Annotated in this window: 19 protein-coding genes; 7 read left to right on the top strand and 12 right to left on the bottom strand. The window is 66.2% G+C overall.

What is annotated here, in order from left to right; genetic code table 11:
• Positions 1-18: 18 nt before the first annotated feature.
• From WFP78_RS19040 to WFP78_RS19025, 4 genes are all read left to right on the top strand, one after another.
• The gene (locus tag WFP78_RS19040; protein WP_336965837.1) at positions 19-837 is read left to right on the top strand and encodes an HpcH/HpaI aldolase/citrate lyase family protein; all 819 of its coding nucleotides are present in this window, start codon (positions 19-21) and stop codon (positions 835-837) included.
• 198 nt (positions 838-1,035) lie between these two features.
• The gene (gene guaB, locus WFP78_RS19035; protein ID WP_336965835.1) at positions 1,036-2,493 is read left to right on the top strand and encodes an IMP dehydrogenase; all 1,458 of its coding nucleotides are present in this window, start codon (positions 1,036-1,038) and stop codon (positions 2,491-2,493) included.
• 39 nt (positions 2,494-2,532) lie between these two features.
• On the top strand, positions 2,533-3,735 hold the full coding sequence (locus WFP78_RS19030) for an RsmB/NOP family class I SAM-dependent RNA methyltransferase (RefSeq protein WP_336965834.1): 1,203 nt from the start codon (positions 2,533-2,535) through the stop codon (positions 3,733-3,735).
• Positions 3,736-3,795: 60 nt separating this feature from the next.
• Positions 3,796-4,314 (top strand): hypothetical protein, encoded by a 519-nt coding sequence (locus WFP78_RS19025; protein ID WP_336965832.1) that lies wholly within the window; start codon positions 3,796-3,798, stop codon positions 4,312-4,314.
• Between the two features lie 216 nt (positions 4,315-4,530).
• Here the strand turns inward: WFP78_RS19025 and WFP78_RS19020 are convergent, their stop codons facing one another.
• The 9 genes from WFP78_RS19020 to WFP78_RS18980 all read right to left on the bottom strand — a co-directional run bounded on the left by WFP78_RS19020 (position 4,531) and on the right by WFP78_RS18980 (position 7,812).
• Positions 4,531-4,971, bottom strand: a complete 441-nt coding sequence (locus tag WFP78_RS19020; protein WP_336965830.1) for a SufE family protein — start codon at positions 4,969-4,971, stop codon at positions 4,531-4,533.
• Positions 4,972-5,031: 60 nt separating this feature from the next.
• Positions 5,032-5,274 (bottom strand): hypothetical protein, encoded by a 243-nt coding sequence (locus WFP78_RS19015; protein ID WP_336965828.1) that lies wholly within the window; start codon positions 5,272-5,274, stop codon positions 5,032-5,034.
• Between the two features lie 38 nt (positions 5,275-5,312).
• Positions 5,313-5,564, bottom strand: a complete 252-nt coding sequence (locus WFP78_RS19010) for a hypothetical protein (protein WP_336965826.1) — start codon at positions 5,562-5,564, stop codon at positions 5,313-5,315.
• A gap of 74 nt (positions 5,565-5,638) precedes the next feature.
• Positions 5,639-5,896, bottom strand: a complete 258-nt coding sequence (locus WFP78_RS19005) for a hypothetical protein (RefSeq protein ID WP_336965824.1) — start codon at positions 5,894-5,896, stop codon at positions 5,639-5,641.
• A 23-nt stretch (positions 5,897-5,919) separates the two neighbouring features.
• Positions 5,920-6,207: a hypothetical protein gene (locus WFP78_RS19000; RefSeq protein WP_336965823.1), complete on the bottom strand. Its 288-nt coding sequence runs from the start codon at positions 6,205-6,207 to the stop codon at positions 5,920-5,922.
• 29 nt (positions 6,208-6,236) lie between these two features.
• The gene (gene pspC, locus WFP78_RS18995) at positions 6,237-6,617 is read right to left on the bottom strand and encodes an envelope stress response membrane protein PspC (RefSeq protein ID WP_336965822.1); all 381 of its coding nucleotides are present in this window, start codon (positions 6,615-6,617) and stop codon (positions 6,237-6,239) included.
• Between the two features lies 1 nt (position 6,618).
• Positions 6,619-6,888, bottom strand: a complete 270-nt coding sequence (gene pspB, locus WFP78_RS18990; RefSeq protein ID WP_336965821.1) for an envelope stress response membrane protein PspB — start codon at positions 6,886-6,888, stop codon at positions 6,619-6,621.
• 4 nt (positions 6,889-6,892) lie between these two features.
• Complete coding sequence (gene pspA / locus WFP78_RS18985; protein ID WP_336965820.1) at positions 6,893-7,561, bottom strand: phage shock protein PspA; 669 nt, start codon at positions 7,559-7,561, stop codon at positions 6,893-6,895.
• Between the two features lie 83 nt (positions 7,562-7,644).
• Positions 7,645-7,812 (bottom strand): hypothetical protein, encoded by a 168-nt coding sequence (locus WFP78_RS18980; protein WP_336965818.1) that lies wholly within the window; start codon positions 7,810-7,812, stop codon positions 7,645-7,647.
• Positions 7,813-7,994: 182 nt separating this feature from the next.
• Here WFP78_RS18980 and pspF point away from each other — a divergent pair, with 182 nt between their 5' ends.
• The 3 genes from pspF to WFP78_RS18965 all read left to right on the top strand — a co-directional run bounded on the left by pspF (position 7,995) and on the right by WFP78_RS18965 (position 12,973).
• Positions 7,995-9,050: a phage shock protein operon transcriptional activator gene (gene pspF, locus WFP78_RS18975; RefSeq protein WP_336965816.1), complete on the top strand. Its 1,056-nt coding sequence runs from the start codon at positions 7,995-7,997 to the stop codon at positions 9,048-9,050.
• Positions 9,051-9,180: 130 nt separating this feature from the next.
• Positions 9,181-9,792, top strand: a complete 612-nt coding sequence (locus WFP78_RS18970; RefSeq protein WP_336965814.1) for a superoxide dismutase — start codon at positions 9,181-9,183, stop codon at positions 9,790-9,792.
• Positions 9,793-10,078: 286 nt separating this feature from the next.
• Positions 10,079-12,973, top strand: a complete 2,895-nt coding sequence (locus tag WFP78_RS18965) for a TonB-dependent receptor plug domain-containing protein (protein WP_336965813.1) — start codon at positions 10,079-10,081, stop codon at positions 12,971-12,973.
• A gap of 116 nt (positions 12,974-13,089) precedes the next feature.
• Here WFP78_RS18965 and WFP78_RS18960 read toward each other — a convergent pair whose 3' ends face one another.
• From WFP78_RS18960 to WFP78_RS18950, 3 genes are read right to left on the bottom strand one after another with little or no spacing between them, the layout of a single operon-like run.
• Complete coding sequence (locus WFP78_RS18960) at positions 13,090-14,334, bottom strand: TolC family protein (protein ID WP_336965811.1); 1,245 nt, start codon at positions 14,332-14,334, stop codon at positions 13,090-13,092.
• Positions 14,331-14,630, bottom strand: a complete 300-nt coding sequence (locus WFP78_RS18955) for a DUF3240 family protein (RefSeq protein WP_336965809.1) — start codon at positions 14,628-14,630, stop codon at positions 14,331-14,333. The genes WFP78_RS18960 and WFP78_RS18955 overlap by 4 nt, the downstream gene beginning before the upstream one ends.
• Complete coding sequence (locus WFP78_RS18950) at positions 14,623-17,718, bottom strand: efflux RND transporter permease subunit (protein ID WP_336965808.1); 3,096 nt, start codon at positions 17,716-17,718, stop codon at positions 14,623-14,625. Before WFP78_RS18950 ends, WFP78_RS18955 begins: the two co-directional genes overlap by 8 nt.
• Positions 17,719-17,721 lie beyond the last annotated feature (3 nt).

Raw genomic sequence — 17,721 nt, 5'->3', positions numbered from 1 at the left:
AGCCATGAAGGATGCCCGATGCTGCTGCGCCATGCCCGTTCGCTGCTGTTCCTGCCCGCCTCCAATGCCCGCGCGATCGAGAAGGTGCGGGGGTTGCCCTGCGACATGGTGATCCTGGACCTTGAGGATGCCGTGCCGGACGAGCGCAAGGAAGAGGCGCGGGCGGCTGCCGTGGCGGCGAGCGCGCAGGGTTTCGGCGATCGGCTGGTCGGCATCCGCATCAATGTGGCGGGCACGCCCTGGCATGGGGCGGAGATGGTGGCGGTAAAGCACAGCGCGGCCGATTTCGTCGTGCTGCCGAAGGTGGAGACGGTGCGGCAGGTGCATGATGTCTACAGCGTCTGCCAGAAGCCGGTGATCGCGATGATCGAAAGCGCCATGGGCGTCTTCGCGGCGCAGGCCATTGCGGCGGAGACCGCGACGGCGGCGCTGTTCATGGGCAATAACGACCTGCGGCGCGATCTGCGCATTCCATCGAGCGCCGACCGCAGCGGGCTGACGGTCGCGCTCCAGTCCGTGGTGCTGGCGGCCCGCGCATCGGGCAAGGCGGTGTTCGACGGCGTCTATAACCGGCTGGAGGATGCCGGGGGGCTGGAGGCGGAGTGCCGTGCGGGCCATGCGCTGGGCTTTGACGGCAAGACGCTGATCCACCCCAATCAGGTGGAGATTGCCAACGGCATTTTCGGCCCGGACACGCAGGCGATAGAGGATGCGCGGCGGCTGGTCGCGGCGGCGACCAGCGGGGCGGAGCGCTTCGGCGGCACGATGATCGAGGCGATGCACGTGGCCGAGGCACGCGAACTGCTCGCGCGGGCCGAGGCGAATGTCGCGGGGTGAGATGGTTTGGAATATAATTTATCTATTTCAATATGATGATGTGATATCTTTAGGCCGAGTGTCAGCGTATGAATGGCGCGGACATGGGGCGATCGTCCCGGAAGTGCTGCAATCGCACAACCCGGCCTAGCCCTTTGGCCGTATAATGGTTACATGGGCCGCCACGATTCGACTGCACACCAGAAAGTGGCTTATTCCATGGACATCCGCCTCGGGCTCACATTTGACGACGTTCTGCTCCAGCCGGCAGAGTCCGATGTGTTGCCAAGTCAGGCCGATACCTCCACATTCCTGACCCGCAGCATCAAGCTCAACATCCCCGTCCTCTCCTCCGCCATGGATACGGTGACGGAGGCCGACATGGCCATCGTGATGGCGCAGCTGGGCGGCATCGGCGTGCTGCATCGGAACCTGTCGATCAAGGAACAGGCCGCCGCCGTCCGTGCCGTCAAGCGCTTCGAAAGCGGCATGGTGGTGAACCCCATCACCATCAGCCCGCGCGCCAGCCTGGCCGACGCGCAGACGCTGATGGCACGCCACCGGATCAGCGGCATTCCCGTGGTGGAGGAGAGCGGCAAGCTGGTCGGCATCCTCACCAATCGCGACACGCGCTTTGCCGAAAACCCGGCCCAGCCGGTCAGCGAGCTGATGACGAAGGACAATCTCGCCACGGTGAAGGCCGGTGTCGGCCAGGAAGAGGCGATGCGCCTGCTCCACCAGCGCCGGATCGAGAAGCTGCTGGTGGTGGATGACGGCTATCGCTGCGTCGGCCTGATCACCGTGAAGGACATGGAAAAGGCCGTCACCTATCCGCGCGCGACCAAGGACGAGACCGGCCGCCTGCGCGTCGCCGCCGCGACTACCGTGGGCGAGAAGGGGCTGGAGCGCACCCAGGCGCTGATCGACGCCGAATGCGACCTGATCGTCATCGACACCGCGCATGGCCATTCGAAGATGGTCTCCGCAGCCGTGGAAGCGGTGAAGAAGCTGTCGAACAAGGTTCAGGTGGTCGCCGGCAATGTCGCGACCGCCGAGGCGACCCGCGCGCTGATCGACGCGGGCGCGGATTGCGTGAAGGTGGGCATCGGCCCTGGCTCCATCTGCACCACGCGCGTCGTCGCGGGCGTGGGCGTGCCGCAGCTGACCGCGGTGATGGATGCGGCGGAGGAAGCGTTCAAGTCCGGCGTGCCGGTGATCGCCGATGGCGGCCTGCGCACCAGCGGCGACGTGGCGAAGGCGCTGGCTGCCGGCGCGAGCTGCGTCATGGTGGGATCGCTGCTGGCGGGCACCGAAGAGGCGCCGGGCGAGACCTTCCTGTATCAGGGCCGCGCCTATAAGAGCTATCGCGGCATGGGCAGCGTGGGCGCCATGGCGCGCGGCTCTGCCGACCGCTATTTCCAGCAGGACATCAAGGACCAGATGAAGCTGGTGCCCGAGGGCATCGAAGGCCAGGTGCCGTTCAAGGGCCCGGCCAAGGATGTGATCCACCAGCTGGTCGGCGGTGTGAAGGCGGCGATGGGCTATACCGGCAGCAGCACGCTGGAGGAACTGCGCAAGCGCGCCCGCTTCGTCCAGATCACCAATGCGGGCCTGTCGGAAAGCCATGTGCATGACGTCACGATCACGCGGGAAGCCCCCAATTATCCGACGCGGTGATGTCTCCATCCTCTCTCCGTTGAGCGAGGGCCCCGGCCGATGACGCCCGCTGCGCGCGTGCAGGCGGCGATCGACCTGCTGGACGCGATCGTCATCGCCGCGCGTGACGGCGGTGCCGCCGCCGATGTGCAGATCGCCCGCTATTTCAAGGCGCGCCGCTATGCCGGGTCGAAGGACCGGCGGGCGGTGCGCGACCTTGTCTATGATGCGATCCGGCGGGCGGGCGAGCGCCCCGAAAGCGGCCGCGCGGCGATGCTTGGCCTTGCGCGCGAACGGGTGGAGATCGCCGAGCTGTTCGATGGATCGGCGCATGGGCCGGTGCCGATGGCCTCAACCGAGGTTGGCGCGGGCGCGTCCGCAGTGCCCGGCTGGATCGCGCCGCTGCTGGCCGCGCTGGTGGAGCAGGATGCGCTGCTGGGCCGCGCGCCGCTCGACCTGCGGGTCAACCGCTTGCGCGCTGGCATGGCGGCGGTGCGCGCATCCCTGCCCGAGGCGGAACCCATTGCCGGCCTGCCCGATGCGCTGCGCCTGCCCGAAGGCACGCCCATCGAACAATCGGCGGCATGGACCGACGGGCTGGTGGAGGTGCAGGACGCCGGCAGCCAGATCATTTCCAACGCCTGCGCGGTCGCGCCGGGGATGACGGTGATCGACATGTGCGCGGGCGCCGGCGGCAAGACGCTGGCGCTGGCGGCGGCCATGGGCGGGCAGGGGCGGCTGATCGCGGCCGATGCCGTGCGGGACCGGATCGCGCGGCTCGCGCCACGGGCCGAGCGCTCCGGCGCGAAGGGCATCGAAACGCTGCTGTTGGATCAGGGGCGCGAGGCGACGGCGCTGGCGCCGCTGCATGGCGTGGCCGATGTGGCGCTGGTCGATGCGCCCTGTTCGGGCACCGGCACATGGCGGCGCAACCCGGAGGGGCGCTGGCGCCTCACCCCCGCGCGGCTGGACCGGCTGGTCGCGGAACAGGCGCGAATCCTGGATTTCGCCGCGCCGCTGGTGGCGCCGGGCGGCCGGCTCGTCTATGCCGTATGTGCGTTGACCGACCGCGAAGGGCGCGATCAGGTCGCGGCATTTCTGGCTCGGCATCGGGGGTGGAGCGCGATGGCATCAGGCGGCGGAGAGGGCGGACATGCTGCTTTCGGCAGGCCATGGGGCCATGGCACGCTGTTGACCCCGTCCCATGACGGAACGGACGGCTTCTTCTTCGCTGTGCTTTCAGCGCCGGTTCAGGCAAACTGACCGATGGACAAAGCGCCGATAAACAGCGAAAATCCTCGATATTCGGTTCTGGAGACGATCATGCGTTTTACCCCTGCGTCCATCGCCCTGGCTGTCGCGCTGGCCATCTCGTCAAGCGCGGGCGTGACGCAAAAGCCGGATTCGCAGATCGATCCGCGCTCGATGGAATGGGTCGCCCATGGCGAAGAGGCGCAGCGCGCCGGCAACCTGACCGCGGCGACCGACGCCTTCGAAACCGCGCTCGCCATCGATCCGCGCAATCGCACCGCCTATATCGCCGCCGCGCAGGTGGCGCGGGCGGAGGGACTGCAGGGCAAGGCCATCGGCCTCTACCGCGAGGCGCTGCTGCTCGATCCGCAGGATCTGGCCGCCATCACCGGCCAGGGGCAGGCGATGGTGGAAAAGGGCGCGATCGCCAAGGCCAAGGAAAATCTGGCCCGCGCCAGGGATGTGTGCAAGGGCGAATGCCCGCAGGTCGCCAAGCTGGACGCCGCCATCGCCAAAGGCGCTCCGCCGACCGTGCTCTCCGCCAAGGAAGTGACGCCGACGCCCAATGTGGCGCCGACCGAGAAGCCCTGATCGCAGGACGCCCGGCCGGAAGGCGGGGGCGAACGCCAATCGGCGCGCGCAGGCCCGTGACGCGCGATTTCCGGCGCCTGGATGTCGCTCAGCTGCTCACCTGATGCGTGCTTTCCCCTGCACTGTGGGGCGATCCGCACCCATGGTTCGGGCGCGGCTTTGGCCCGGACCGGATCATCGCCGGGGCGTTGTGATGGGCGGTCGGCCGCGCCTCGCTCACCCGTAACGCGCGGCGGTGTCCCGGATCAAGGCGATCATGTTGGGGATGCCCTGGGTGCGGTTGGAACTGAGCTGGTTCCTGAGGTCGAAGGGGGCCAGCGCCGCGGCGATGTCGGTCGCGGCGATCTGTGCCGGTGCCTTGTCCTGCACCGTCAGCAGCACCAGCGCGATGATGCCCTTGGTGATGGCGGCGTTGCTGTCCGCCAGGAAATGCAGGCGGCCGTCGGGCAGGGTGGTGGGGTAGACCCAGACGGCGGCCGAACAGCCCCGTACCAGCGTCGCGTCCGTCTTCAGCGGATCGGGCATGGGCTCCAGCGCCCGGCCGAGATCGATGAGGAGGCGGTAGCGGTCGTCGGCATCCAGAAATTCATATTCCTCGCCGATGTCGGCAAGGCTGGGTCCGGCGGGGGTGGCGGGCTGATCGGTCATGCCCGCCATATAGGGCCTGTTGCGCGGCGGAAAAGGCGCTTTATCGCACCTCGCCCGCCGCGCCGGATATCAGAGGTCCACGCCCGCGGCGATGGCTTCCAGCTTGCGGATGCGTTCCTTGAGGTCGGCCACCTCGATCCGGGCGGCGGCCGACGGCGTGCCGCCCTGGTCGCTGTGGTTGCCATAACGCAGCATCTCCGCGTGCTTCAGGTCCAGCCAGCCGTTCCAGCCGCGCAATGTGGCAAAGGCCAATATGGCGATGCCCGCCAGCGCGGTGGCCGCCATGGTGATGTAGAGTGTCGGGTCCTGCATATGCCTGTCCCTTCCTTGTCCAATTTCGGGAGCGCCTGTCAGTCGGCGCTCTTGAGTTTCTCGAATTCGCGCTCCAGCGCGGTCGAACTGTCGGTCGCCAGGCGTTCCAGCACCGCCACGCGGTCTTTCAGCGCCCTCACGTCCTCGCGCAGGCGGACCGCCTCCGGATCGGGCGCGCGATTGACCAGCGTCTCGCCCTTGCCGTGGCGCACGACGCCATATTTGGCGCGGATGACGCTGGCGATGGCGGTGATGGCGACGATCGCAACGACCATTTCAAACGGGTTCATCGGCATTCACTCCCTGTCTCTTTGCCTTCGGCGTGTTTCCGCGTTCGGCGTATCTCTTCTTCGGCGCGGGCGGCTCAGTTGAGCGGCGTGTCGCGCAGCTTCTCGATCTCGTCGGACAGGTCCATGCCCTTGTCCGTCACGATCCGTTCCAGCACCCGCATCCGCTGTTCCAGCCGCTCGGTATGGGCCGCATATTGGGCGGTCTTCTCGGCGGTCTCGCGCGATTGCATTTCAAGCTGGCGTTCCTTCAGGCTGAGCCAGCTTCTGAAACCCTTCACGCCGATGGCGGCGAGGGGGATGAGTATCCAGATCCAGCTTGCGATATGGCCCATGACGTTATCTCCCTTGCGTCGGTTCAGCGCAGCGCGTCGATGGCGCGGGCGGTGCTGGTGGCGGGATCGGTGGCGATCCGTTCCAGCACGGCGATGCGTTCTTCCAGCCTGCCGATCCGACCCGTCAGCTTCTCGTTTTCATTGGTCAGCAGAGCGATTTTTCGATCAGCGTCGGGATCGCTTCGACCAACGGTGCCTTTCCATTCATTTTCCACGGGATAGCCGTGGCGCGCACGGACCCAGGTGGTGAACATCCAGCCCGCGGTCGAGATCGCGATGATGGCGATGACGAAGCCTGGTCCCTGAAACATGCTGCTGTTTCCCTGTTGCTCGGCCGCGCTCAGCGCAGGCTGTCGATCTCGTCGGCCAGGCGCGTGTTGCGGCTGGTGTAGAAGGTCTCGATATCGGCGAGGCGACGGTCGATGTCGCGGAACTTGGAGCGGACATCGCGGGTGGAGCGCGCCGGGTTGGAGCGCACGCCCTGCCAGAATTTCTGGTCGTCCCGGTCGGCGTAGAGTCCATAAGGCTTGTTGTCGGCCATCCAGGCGGCGATGAAATAGGCGATCAGCGTCCAGGGGAAGGCCCCCATCAGCGTGACCAGCACGGCGCCGACGCGAACCCAGATCACGTCGATCCCGGTATAGTCGGCGATGCCGGAGCACACGCCCAACCACTTGGCATTCTGCTTGTCGAGGTAGAATTTGGTGCGGCGGGCGCTCATCTCAGTTCCTCCGGTCGAAGTTGTAGTCGTCGTCGCTGGGCGTGGGCCGCGACGGACGGAAATCGGGGTTGTCGGCGGCGACGATCCGCTCGACGGTCATCAGCCTTTCCTCAAGGCGGCGGGCGAGCAGGTGGAGTTCGTCCAGCAACCGCTCATCCTCGTCCGTGATCTTGGGGGACTGCTTCCATTTGGTGATATAGTGGAAGATCAGCCAGGGCATGCCGATGAAGAGCATGCCGACCACGGCAATGGGGACGAAGATGTCTTCCATGGCATCAGGCTCCCTTGTTCTGCGCGGCCTTCAGTGCGGCAAGCTCCGCCTCGACCTTGTCGTTGGACTTCAACTCGGCAATCTCTTCCTCAAGCGTCTTGGGCTGTCCGCCCAGGTTCATCGCATCGGCGCGGCCCTCGGCCATGTCCACGCGGCGCTCCAGCATGTCGAAGCGGGCGAAGGCGTCGTTCACCTTCTCGCCGGCATAGGCTTCGCGCACCCGCAGGCGATTCTGCGCGCTTTCCATGCGCGTGACCAGAGAGTTCTGGCGGGCACGGGCTTCGCGCAGCTTGGCCTGCAGCTTGGCGATATCCTCCTCGGAGGCGTGCAGCGCATCGTCCAGCACGGCGATCTCGTGATTGAGCTGTTCGGCCATGTCGGTGGCCTTCTGCTTTTCGACCAGCGCGGCCTTGGCCAGGTCCTCGCGGTCCTTGCTCAGCGCCAGCTGCGCCTTTTCGGTCCAGCTGACCTGCAGCGATTCCAGCTTGGCGATATGGCGGCGCATTTCCTTCTGGTCGGCGATGGTGCGGGCGGCGGACGCGCGGACCTCCACCAGCGTCTCTTCCATTTCGTTGATGATCATGCGGATCATCTTGGCGGGGTCTTCGGCCCGGTCGAGCAGGTCGGTGACGTTGGCGGCGATGATGTCGCGCGTGCGGGAGAAAATGCCCATGTGAAACTCACTCCTGGTCTTGTCTTGGGGTGCCGGGGCGGGCGAGAGGGGGGCTTGTGCCCGCCCCGGCGGGTATCGACCGTTTACGCCAGATAGCGGACGGTCGCGGGGGCGTGTTGCAGGCAGGCGGCCGCTGCGATCGTCTCGCTGGCCCGGGCGGGGCCGACGGCGGCAAGGATCATCGTCGATCCGAACAGCGCCGCGATGATGGCGATCGAGAGGCTTTTGCCGATCTCTTTGGTGTCGAACATTTTCCTGAACTCCCTGAACCTTGGCCTTCATGTCGTCCGCCCTTTCGGCGGTTGCCCAGAGAATTGCATGGGCCGTGCCAATTTTGAAAAATGGCGGATTTCAGGGATTTTTGCCGGCTTTGGTACGCGGGTTGGCATATTTTACTTGCCAAGTATTGGGGAAATTTCCCATGATTTGGCGTATGGAGAAAAATACGCAGTTCGTCGGCCAGTCCTTCGCCTTTCTCGACGCGGTCGAGCAGGCCGGGCGTGCGGCTGAACTTAACCGCCCCATCCTGGTCATCGGCGAGCGTGGGACGGGCAAGGAACTGATTGCCGAGCGCCTGCATCACCTGAGCCCGCGCTGGAGCGAGCCGCTGATCGTGATGAACTGCGCCGCGCTCCCCGAAACGCTGATCGAGGCGGAACTGTTCGGGCATGAGGCGGGCGCGTTCACCGGCGCCACCCGGGCGCGCGCCGGCCGGTTCGAGGATGCCGATGGCGGCACGCTGTTTCTGGACGAGCTGGGCACGCTCTCCATGGCGGCGCAGGAGCGGTTGCTGCGCGTGATCGAATATGGCGAGGTGACGCGCATCGGCGCCTCCCGCCCGGTGACGGTGGACGTGCGCATCGTCGCGGCGACCAATGACGATCTGCCCGCCGCGGCGGACGCCGGGCGTTTCCGCCCCGACCTGCTCGACCGGCTGAGTTTCGAGGTCATCACCCTGCCGCCCTTGCGCGCGCGGGAAGGGGATGTGCGGGTGCTGGCCGACCATTTCGGGCGGCGGATGGCGGCGGAGCTGCACTGGGTGCAATGGCCGGGCTTTGCCGCGCCCGCCATGGCGGAGATGGAGGGCTATCGCTGGCCGGGCAATGTGCGCGAATTGCGCAATGTCGTGGAGCGCGCCGTCTATCGCTGGGATGAGCCGACGCGGCCGATCGACCGGGTGGCCTTCGACCCCTTCGATTCGCCCTGGCGGCCGCAGCCGCTCATGGGCCGCGCGCCTGCCGCGCCACCGCCTGCGGGGTCAAGGGATGCGGCCCCTGTGCCCACGCCTGCGCCCGCCTTCGCCTATCATGATGTCGCCGATCTGCGCGCCGCGATGGACCTGCATGAAAGCAGCATCCTGAAGGCGGCGCTCGCCCGCTATCGCCATAATCAGCGGGCGACGGCGAAGGGGCTGGGGCTCAGCTACGACCAGCTTCGCCATTGCCTCAAGAAACATGGCCTGCTCGCGCCCGCGCAAATAGATGGATGAGCTTTTCTGCCTGCAACCAGAATTGGCTTGAAAAAGTCAGCGGGCGTAACGATTACCCGTCGCGGTGAACCATGTCCGTCCCGCTGCGTTGGCGGGGTGGACATTCGTTTCCAGTCCCGAGGAGATTCCCATGGCTTTTGTTCTTCCCCCCTTGCCCTATCCCAAGGACGCGTTCGGCGAGATCCTGTCTGCCGAAACCTTCGACTTCCATCATGGCAAGCATCACAATGCCTATGTCGTGAAGGCCAATGAGCTGGTCGCCGCCGACCCCGCCCTGCAGGGCAAGTCGCTGGTCGAGCTGATCAAGACCGCGAAGGGCGGCCTGTTCAACCAGGTCGGCCAGATCTGGAACCACAGCTTCTACTGGCTGGGCCTCTCGCCGGAGAAAAAAGAACCGACCGGCACGCTGCTTGAGCTGATCAACGAGGGTTTCGGTTCGGTCGACGGCCTGATCGAGAAGCTGAAGGCGGAGGCCGTCGGCCATTTCGCCAGCGGCTGGGCCGCGCTGAACCTGAAGGACGGCAAGCTGGAAGTGACGTCCTATCATGACGCCGACACCCCCGTCGCCCATGGCGCGACGCCGCTGCTGATCCTCGATGTGTGGGAGCATGCCTATTATATCGACTATCGCAACCTGCGCCCCAGCTATGCCGACGCGGTTCTGAAGAACGCCATCGACTGGGACTTCGTCGCGAAGAACCTGGACGGCGAAGGCGTGAGCCGCGCCGACCAGCCGGCCTGATCTGAGCTGACCTTACCGACCGCCGAAACCGGTCGGCGAATGATGGAAGGGCCGTCCCGTTGGGGCGGCCCTTTTCCTTTGGGTGGCCTGTTTCCGGGCAATCGATCGCGCGGCAATGATTGGCATCACGGACCCGCCCGACACCGATATGCGCCGCCATGCTGTTGCGTTGCAGCAACATGGCTCGGCAATTGCGACCGGCAGGCCGGGCCGTCACCGGAATGACGATTGTCAGGATTGAAACAGAAGTGCAACATTTTGCCACAATATTACATAGGGGTTCATCATGACTGTAAAGTCGTTGCTGCGCTGCGGCGCGGTTCTTCCCACATTGCTCATTACATCCATGGGTATCGCCCATGCGCAGCAGGATGCCGCCGGCACTCCCCAGGTGGCGGACACGGAAGGCAGTGAAGCGATTATCGTCACGGGATCGCGCATCCGGCAGGACCCGCTGAACCAGAGTTCGCCCGTCGTGACGGTGGATCAGACAGCGCTTGCACGCACCGGCCTTTCATCGGTCGCCGACGTGCTGCAGCGGCTGCCCAGCGCCAGCGGCGGCCTCAACAGCAAGGTCAACAACAGCGGCAACATCGGCAATCCCCCCGATGGCGGCGGCGTTGGCGCGGGTTCGGCTGAAATCGACCTGCGCTATCTCGGCGCCAAGCGGACGCTCGTGCTCGTCGATGGCGTGCGTTATGTGAATGGCACGTCGGGCAGCGGCATTCCCTCGACCGTCGACATCAACACGATCCCCGCGAACATGATCGAGCGGATCGAAGTGCTGCAGTCCGGGCAATCGCCGCTTTATGGTTCGGACGCGCTGGCAGGCGTCGTCAACATCATCACCAAGGAGACGCAGAAGGGCCTGCAGGCATCGGCGCAGTTCGGCACCTTCCGGGCGGGCGACGGCCATACGCAGGACTATAGTCTGAGCTATGGCTTCAAGGGACCGACCACAAGCGTCGTCATCGGCGGCAGCTATGTGAAGCAGAACGCCGTGCGGACGAGCGATCGCGCCATTTCGCAGTTCCCGAATCCCGGCCAGACGAGCTGCACCGATCCTGTGGGCGGTTGCAGCAGCGCCACGCTGAATGGTTTTATCGATCTTGGCACCGGCCCGGTGCTGACCGTGAAATCGCCGGTCCTGACGGGCCGTCCCCGCTATGATCCGCTGAATCCGACCGGCCCCAACAGCGACTTCAAGGAGTTGACGACGGCGGACCGCTTCAACTTCTCGCCGTACAACTATTTCCTGACGCCGTCCGAGCGTTACGGTGCCTTCATCAGCGCGAAGCAGGAATTGTCGGACAACGTCAACCTGCGCGTCAAGGCCGTGTACAACCGCCGCAATTCGCAGAATCAGGCCGCGTTTCTGCCGCTGTTCGTTGGCCCGGATGCCGGCAACGGCAACCTGCTCGACACGATTTCGATCGATGCGACCAACCCCTATAACCCCTTTGGCTATACGTTGTCGGCAGGAGGCGCGGGCAACCTGCCCGCCAATTATTCGACCGTCCGTCGCCGTTTGATCGAGGCCGGCCAGCGCACCTATACCCAGCATGTCGACACCATGTCGTTCACGGCCGGGCTTGACGGTTCGTTCGATGTCGGCAGCCACAAATGGTATTGGGATGCAACGGCTGTACTGGGCTTCAACGACGCGCATCAGACGTTCACCGGCAATATCAACGCCGCCAAGCTCGCCCAGGCGCTGGGCCCGATTTCGGGCTGCACCGGCGATTGCGTACCCTTCAACATCTTTGGTGGCGTGGGTTCCGTCACTCCGGCGATGCTGGCCTTTGTCGGCTTTGACGAGAAGGACAAGAGTTCCCAGCAACTGCAGGATTATACCGCGAACCTGAGCGGCGACCTGTTTGACCTGCCGGCCGGCCCTGTCGGCCTCGCCATCGGTTACGAGCATCGCTACCAGCGCGGCACCTTCGATCCCGATCCGATCATCGTCGCGGGCCTGGGCGCCGACATTCCGGCCCAGCCGGCGCGTGGTTCGTACAATTCCGATGAGGTCTATGCCGAAGTCCGCGTGCCGCTGCTCAAGGACACGATGTTCTTCCACTCGCTCGATCTGGATGGCGCGGTGCGTCATTCCAACTATTCGACCTCGGGCAGCAATACGTCCCTCACCGGCAGCATATTGTGGAAGCCGTTTGCGGATCTGCTGCTGCGCGGTTCCTATGCGGAGGGCTTCCGTGCGCCCAGCATCGGCGAGCTGTTCGGTGCCGCCTCGCGCAGCGACGCGCCGATCAACGATCCATGCACCAGCGCTGCGGGCGGCCAGTTCCAGACCAATGCGACGGTTCGGACCAACTGTATCGCCAACGGCGTTCCCGCAAATGGAAGCTATGACGAGCCGACGGGTGGACAGCTTGGCGTCCTGACGGGTGGCAACTCCGCGCTCAAGCCGGAAACGTCGCGCACATGGTTGTTCGGCGGCGTCTATAGCCCGCGCTGGGCACGTGAGAGCGGCTTTGCCAGCCAGTTCAGCGTCGAGGCGAACTTCTACGATATCGTCGTGAGCAACGCGATCGCCAACATCTCCCCGCAGACCACGCTCTCGCGTTGCGCGCTGAGCGGCGATGCCTTGAGCTGTTCGTCGGTCATCCGCGTTGCGAGCGGCAATATCTCGCGCATCAACGGCGTGCTGCAGAATATCGGCAGCATCAAGACGCGCGGCATCGACATGGCGATCAACTATCGCACGCCTGAAACCTCGGTCGGCATTTTCGGCCTGTCGGTCAACGGCAACTTCCTGCTGAAATATACGGAGACCTTCCCCAGTGCGACGGGCTTCGACACGACCAGCTATCGTGGCACGACGCGCGGCTTCCCCGACCAGTCCTATCCCAAGTTCAAGGGCAATGCGGTGGTCGACTGGTCGCTGGGCGACATCACTGCATCGTTCACCGGCCGTTACATCCAGGGCGTGGTGGAGACGGGTGACTTTGCCGGTTTCGAGCTGAAGAACCGCTTCTATGGCGATGTGCAGCTGATCCTGAACCCGGCCTGGCTGGACCACAAGACGACGCTGACGGTTGGCGTGAACAACGTCTTCAATCAGGACCCGCCGGCATGTTTCTCCTGCACCGGCCCGAATTTCGATCCGACCACATATGATGTGCCGGGCCAGTTCGGTTATGTCCGCCTGTCCTACAAGATGTAGGACGGCGGCCATCGAGCACCATGAAAAGGGCGCTGCGACGAGTGTCGCGGCGCCCTTTGTGTTTGAGGCGGAGGACAGGGCGGAGATCGGCCCCCTGTGCTCTTGCCTGCTCGGCTTTAGTGATCGTCCGCTGCCTTCCAGATGCTGTGGGAATCGATCTGTAGCTTGGTGAAGGCGCGAATGGCTTCGGCGCGGGCCTCGATCTCGGCGCGACGGGCGTCGTGCGACTGGCGGCGGGCATAGAGCGCGTCCGACAGGTCGATGGCGCCCAGGACATGGCCGCGCTCGGTGCGGGTGGCGGCGGCGTCGGCGCTGGCGGCGGCGGCCTCCATGCTGCGCCATACGTCCACGCGGGTCTTCGCGTTGGAAAGGTCGGCGTCGGCCATCGCTTCCACCGACCGCTGGACATTGGCAAGCTCGTAGCGCGCCGCACTGGCCTCCGCGCTCGCCTGATCGGCGGCGGCGCGGCGATAGCCGCCGCCGATGGGGATGGAGGCGACGACCCCGGCGCCGCGCTCCATGCCGCTGCGCTCGCTGAACAGGCGGACGCCCACGGTCGGGTCGGCGATGCGATCGGCGCGCACCCGGCGCGAGACGATGGCGAGCCGCTGCGCCTCCCGGTCGGCGGCGGCGATCTCATGGCTCCGTTCGATCACGAGCGCGCGCATCGCATCGCGCTGCTGCGGGGGCAGGTCCGGCGTTCCGAACGCGGGCGGCTCGACCGGCATCGGCAGGTCGGGGAAATTCGCCGCGAACGTGGCGCGGGCCTGCTCGCGGGCCGCGAGCGATCCGGCGGCCTGCGCGCGGGCCTGCGACAGGGCGGCCTGCGCCTGGTCCATGTCGAGGTCGGACGCATCGCGCAGGTCCCGGCGGCGGCGCACGGCCTGCGTCGCCGTTTCCAGCAGTGCCACCGTCTCCTGATCGTTGCGGTGGAGCGCGCCGGCCGTCAGCCAGTCGAACCAGAGCGCCGAGAGGGTGAGCGCGGTCTGGTGGCGCACATCCTCCATGCGGTTTTCGGCCACTTCGACGCCAAGGCTGCCGGCCTCGCGATCCAGCGAGGCTTTGCCGGGCAGGCGAACGGCGCGGTTGATGGTGCTGTCGAACTCGTCATAGCCGCCCTCGCGATCGACGCTGCGGCGGATGTAGCTGCCCGATACCGTCACTTCATGCGTGCCGCGGCGGAGCATGTCGCCTTGCGCCCTGGCGGACGCCACCCGCTGGACCGCCGCGACGACGGCGGGGTGATTGTCCAGCGCCGCGATCACGCGCGGCTCGGGCGGCAGGTCGGCGCGCTGGGCGATCGCTGGGGCGGCGACGCCACAGAGCAGCAGCGCCGCCAGAGAGAGGGAGCGGAATGTCATGCAAGTCTTCCTCGCCCCGATATCGGGGTCAGATGCCAGCGGACGGCGGAGCGGCGCCTGGTGGCGGCGATCGCCTCCAGGATCGCGTCCACCGCCGCTTCGTCCTCGATCAGCTCGATGGCCGATCGCTTGAGCGTGCCCATCACCTTTTCCGCCGTGCGCGCGTCGCCGAAGTCATGGCCGCGCACATCCTCGGCCCGCAGATGCACGGGCGCGCGGGAGAGGGCGCGGATCGCGTCGATGATCGGCTCGGCGTCCACCGTCGCGCAATGGAGGGTCAGCAGGACTTCAGCCATTGAGGGCCTCCTCTGTGCCTACCTCTGGGCCTTCCTCTGGGCCTTCGCCGAAGCGCTCGAACAGGATGGGCAGCAGGATCAGGGTGAGTAGGGTCGACGTCACCAGCCCGCCGATCACCACGATGGCCAACGGCTTCTGGATCTCCGATCCCGGCCCGCTGGCGAATAGCAGGGGGACAAGGCCGAAGGCGGTGATGCTGGCTGTCATCAGCACGGGGCGCAGGCGGCGTTCCGCGCCCTGCCGCACGGCGTCCGCCATGCTGTATCCCTCGCTGCGCAGCTGCCGGAAATAGGCGACCAGCACCAGCCCGTTCAGCACCGCGATGCCCAGCAGCGCGATGAAGCCGACCGAGGCGGGGACGGAGAGATATTGCCCCGACACCCAGAGCGAGATCACGCCGCCGACCATCGCGAAGGGGATGTTGAGCAGGATGACGACGGAGGCGCGCAGCGACCGCAGCGTGCCCAGCAGCACGAAGAAGATGAGCAGCAGGGCGACCGGGATCACCAGCATCAGCCGGGCCGATGCGCGCTGCTGGTTTTCGAACTGGCCGCCCCAGACGATGCGATAGCCGGCGGGCAGCTTCACCTTGGACGCCACCGCCGCCTTGGCCTCATCGACATAGCCCACCAGGTCGCGGCCGGAAACGAACGCCTGCACCAGCGCGAAGCGGGAGCCGTTTTCATGGTCGAGCTTCACCGGCCCCTGCGTCTGTTCCACTTGCGCCAGGTCGCTGACGCGGGCGAGCATGCCCGCGGGCGTGCGCAGCTGCAGGTCGGCGAAACGGGCGGGATCGTTGCGCAGGCTGTCGTCGCCGCGAATGACGATGGGCACGCGCTTCTGCCCTTCGGCGACGATGCCGGCATGCATGCCCTCCACCTGGGCGCGCAGTGCGTCCTGCATCTGGTCGATGGGCATGCCGGCGCGGCCGGCGGCGGCGCGGTCGATCTTCAGCTGCAGATAATCGACGCTGTCATTGGCGACGGTCAGCACTTCCGACGCGCCGTCAATGCCCGACAGGGTGTGCTGGATCTGGCCCGCCAGATCGGACAGCGTGGCAAGGTCGGGGCCGAAGATCTTGACGGCCAGGTCGCCGCGCGCGCCGGTGAGCATTTCGGATACGCGCATCTCGATCGGCTGGGTGAAGCTGGGCTGGATGCCGGGCAGGCCGGCGATCGCCTTGCGCAGTTCCCCGACCACGAAATCCTTGTCGCCGCGCCATTGCTTCTGGGGTTTGAGGATCACGAAGCTGTCGGTCTCGTTCGGACCCATCGGATCGAGGCCGAGTTCGTCAGAGCCGACGCGGGCGATCACGTCCTGCACTTCCGGCACGCTTAGCAATGCGCGCTGCGCTGCCTTGTCGCCCTCCACGGACTGGTCGAGGCTGATCGAGGGCAGCTTGGTCAGCTGCACGATCACGGAGCCTTCGTCCATCGTCGGCATGAAGGTCTTGCCCACCGCGCCATAGGCGATGCCGGCGATGACGAGACCAGCCGCCGACAGCCCGTAGACCAGCCGCTTGCGGGCGAAGGCGCCCTCCAGCAGCGCATGGTAGCGCGGCGAGAGCTTGCGCATGACCCATGGCTCGCCATGATGCCCGCTCCTGAGGCCGAAGGAGGAGAGCACCGGCACCAGGGTGAGCGCCAGCAGCAGCGACCCGGCCAGCGCGAAGACGATGGTGAGCGCGACGGGCGCGAACAGCTTGCCTTCCAGCCCCTGCAGCGAGAGCAGCGGCAGGAAGACGAGCATGATGATGATGATGCCCGCCGACACCGGCACGATGACTTCGCTGGTGGCGCGGAAGATGAGGTTGAGGCGCGGATGCCCTTCCTCCTGCGCGCGGCCCAGCCGCTCGACGATATTCTCTACCACCACGACGGCGCCGTCCACCAGCATGCCGATGGCGATGGCAAGGCCGCCCAGGCTCATCAGGTTCGCCGAAAGCCCCATGCCCTGCATGAAGAGGAAGGTGATGAGCGCCGCCATCGGCAGGGTGGCGGCGACGATGGCCGCCGCGCGCCAGTCCCCCAGGAACAGGATCAGCAGCACGATGACGAGGACGGTCGCCTCCATCAGCGCCTTTTCCACCGTGCCCACGGCATGGCCGATCAGGTCGGACCGGTCGTAGAAGACGTCGATGCTCGTGCCGGCGGGCAGGTCGCGCTCGACCTCTTTCAGCCGCTCGCGCACGCCGTCGACCACCTTGCGCGCATCGGCGCCGCGCAGGCCGATGACGAGGCCCTCGACCGTCTCCTCGCGGCCATTCTTGCTGACCGCGCCATAGCGGGTCAGGCTGCCGGTGCCGACGGTGGCGACATCGCCCAGCCGGACGATCCGTCCGTCGCGGCTGGCGATGACCAGCGCCTGCAGGTCCTCCACCGTCTGGATCGCGCCGACGGCGCGGACGATGAGCGATTCCTCGCCGCGTGTCAGCCGGCCAGCGCCGTCATTGCGGTTGCCGCTTTCGATCGCGGTGCTCAGGTCGGCGATGGAAAGATTGGCGCTGGCGAGCGCAATCGGATCGGGCCGCACCTCGAACGTCCGCACGAAGCCGCCGAGCGCGTTGACGTCCGCCACGCCGGGCACGGTGCGCAGGGCCGGGCGGATGGTCCAGTCGAGCAGCTCGCGCTTCTGCTGCAGGCTGAGCGGGCCTTCGATGGTGAACATATAGACTTCCGACAGCGGCGTCGAAATCGGCGCGAGGCCGCCGCTGACGGAGGCGGGCATGTCGCCCAGCACGCCCGAAAGCCGCTCGGCCACCTGCTGGCGCGCCCAATAGATGTCGGTGCCGTCGGTGAAGTCGATGGTGATGTCGGCAATCGCATATTTGGCGGTGGATCGCAGCACGGCCTGCCGGGGGATGCCCAGCATCTCCATCTCGATCGGCGAGATGACGCGGCTTTCCACTTCCTCCGGCGTCATGCCCGGCGCCTTCAGGATGACCTTCACCTGCGTCTGGGCGATGTCGGGATAGGCGTCGACCGGCAGGTTGACGAAGGTCCAGGCGCCAAGGCCGGCGACGACGAGGGTGAGCGCCAGCACCAGCAGGCGATAGGACAGCGCCTGCGCGACAAGGGAACGCAGCATCGG

It is taken from the genome of Sphingobium aquiterrae, assembly GCF_037154135.1.
Classification (GTDB): Bacteria; Pseudomonadota; Alphaproteobacteria; order Sphingomonadales; family Sphingomonadaceae; genus Sphingobium; species Sphingobium aquiterrae.
The sequence above is the reverse complement of the archived record's forward strand: the minus strand, read 5'-3'. Positions and strand labels throughout refer to the sequence as shown.